At 39.2% G+C, this 2310-nt stretch carries 3 protein-coding genes and 1 tRNA gene; 1 reads left to right on the plus strand and 3 read right to left on the minus strand.

Annotated features, from left to right (window positions below; all coding sequences use genetic code 11):
• The first annotated feature begins 44 nt into the window (after positions 1-44).
• A tRNA-Leu gene (locus B4F08_RS09745) sits at positions 45-129 on the plus strand.
• 130 nt (positions 130-259) lie between these two features.
• Here B4F08_RS09745 and B4F08_RS09750 read toward each other — a convergent pair.
• The 3 genes from B4F08_RS09750 to B4F08_RS09760 form a co-directional block, all read right to left on the minus strand.
• Positions 260-463, minus strand: a complete 204-nt coding sequence (locus tag B4F08_RS09750; protein WP_004696295.1) for a hypothetical protein — start codon at positions 461-463, stop codon at positions 260-262.
• A gap of 528 nt (positions 464-991) precedes the next feature.
• On the minus strand, positions 992-1723 hold the full coding sequence (gloB, locus tag B4F08_RS09755; RefSeq protein ID WP_086208380.1) for a hydroxyacylglutathione hydrolase: 732 nt from the start codon (positions 1721-1723) through the stop codon (positions 992-994).
• Between the two features lie 202 nt (positions 1724-1925).
• On the minus strand, positions 1926-2310 hold a 385-nt coding region (locus B4F08_RS09760; protein WP_291374263.1), incomplete at its 5' end, for a redoxin domain-containing protein.

Below are 2310 nucleotides of genomic sequence, written 5' to 3' on the forward strand. Positions count from 1 at the left end.
ATCCTCTGCCAACTTAAAGTCTAATGCAAAGTTAGCACCCTGATGGGGACGTGGCGAAATTGGTAGACGCACTGGATTTAGGTTCCAGCGCCGCAAGGTGTGAGAGTTCGAGTCTCTCCGTCCCCACCATCAGTAATGAAGCAAGGTATAAAACCTTGCTTTTTTATTGCCTGAAATTTAAGAATCCATTCATCATAAAAAAAGCCCCCATAAGGGGGCTAAGTTTTGATTCATCACGCGAAGTAAGTATGGAGCAAATTTAGGCTTTCAAATGGTCTTCGAATTCTTCACCGAGCTGCATGGCCAAGTTATTTCCCGCGAGGTCGCAGGTCACTAGTCCATATTCTTTTTTAAAGCTAAAAGTAAAGCCACGGTTGTCTGCTAAAGTTTTGACTGAATACCCCAATTTCTCTAACCAAATACGAAAGGCGATGAGGTTTTTTGCTTTCACTACTTTTTTCACGAGGATATTCCTTATTCACTGATAAATTATTAATAGGGATATTTCACGCTTTTTTAAAGGGGATTTTTTTATATATTTTTATTTTTGCTGTTTTTTAGCGCGTAATCAGACTATCCATCATCATGTAGAAATCATAAAGGAAAAGGCTTTATGTGCTAAAAATGGTACAAGATATTGAAAAATAATAAAATTTAAAAAATGGAAATCCCTTTTTATAATATTGCTAAAATGAGAGCTAGAAATATTTTGTAGCGAATAGAAATGTAATGATTTTTTTCAAAGCTGGGATGTTTTGAAAAAGTAGGATCATTCTGTCTTTGTGATGATCATTTGCGTTTAGCATCGTGTGAGTTGAAATTATTTCTGTGGAAATTTTGACAGATTAAACGCTCATGGTAACAGCGCCGACTGAGCGTTGAATTCAAGAGAAAATCTCTAGACATTATCGGAGTGTTTAGGCTTGTCTGACGAGAGCCTCTGGTATGAAGTAGAGACTGCACTCGTCAGCAGTCTCTCTAGGGGGGCGATTTAAAAATGGTCTTTCAGATCGCGCAGTCGCTTAAACTCTTCAACGTTTTCTGTACGTAAAAAAGGATTGGTTTCAAGTTCGATTTCAATACTGCTCGGGAGGGTACATTGACCCAAATAGCGCATGGTTTCTACATGGTCTAAACGCTCTTGAATGGCAATATTGTCTGGTTCGACATGGTTGGCAAATTTCGCGTTAGAGAGCGTGTATTCGTGCGTACAATAAACTTTGGTTTCGGCAGGCAAAGCTGCTAAACGATTGAGTGAATGGTACATCTGCTCATGTGTGCCCTCAAACACTCGCCCACAGCCCATAGCAAACAGGGTGTCACCGCAAAATAGAGTTTGGATGGATTCGATAAAGTACACAATATGGCCCAGTGTATGACCAGGAACGGCTAAGATATCGACATGTAAATCATGAAATGCAAAGTAGTCATCATCCATCAATGCATGGGTGATAAAAGGAATTTTTGATAATTCCTCCCGTGGTCCATACACAGGAATATTTCGACTTGCGATCAGGTCAGCGACACCGCCAATATGGTCTTTATGCCAATGAGTCAGCCAAATTTGAGCAATGCTTAAACCATGTTTAGTGCAATATTCTTCAACTAATCCCGCTTCTGTTGGGTCAATTACTGTGACTTGTTTTGATGTGGTGTGTTCTAGCAACCAAATGTAGTTTTGGAGCTGATTTTTCACATCAATCATATGAACTTGATAAGTCATCTTTTTTCTTCAATGTGTTACATGTATTCATTCTACTGTAGCGGGTACAGACACTGAATTCTAGTCATGAATCATGTAAGACGTAAAAGGATAGGTATTTATTGTTTTATGCTTTCTCTTTCTTGTCATATTGTACTGTTATCTTGGCCATAAAAAACCACGCTAAAAAGCGTGGTTTTTTATGTGTTCAATCTAATTTAGATTAGATTTTACCTACTAGGTCGATTGAAGGAGCAAGAGTTGCTTCACCTTCTTTCCATTTAGCTGGGCAAACTTCACCTGGGTGAGCGTGAACGTATTGAGCTGCTTTAACTTTACGAAGTAATTCTTGAGCATCACGACCAATACCACCAGCGTTGATTTCAACGATTTGGATTTTGCCTTCTGGATCAATGACAAAAGTACCGCGGTCTGCAAGACCAGCAGCTTCGATTAGAACGTCAAAGTTTTTAGAAAGAGTCCAAGTTGGGTCGCCGATTAATGGGTATTGGATTTTACCAATAACTTCAGAAGTGTCGTGCCAAGCTTTATGAGTGAAGTGAGTGTCAGTAGAAACACCGTAAATTTCCACGCCTAATTTTTGGAAT

It is taken from the genome of Acinetobacter sp. UBA6720 (genome assembly GCF_002454215.1).
Classification (GTDB): Bacteria; Pseudomonadota; Gammaproteobacteria; order Pseudomonadales; family Moraxellaceae; genus Acinetobacter.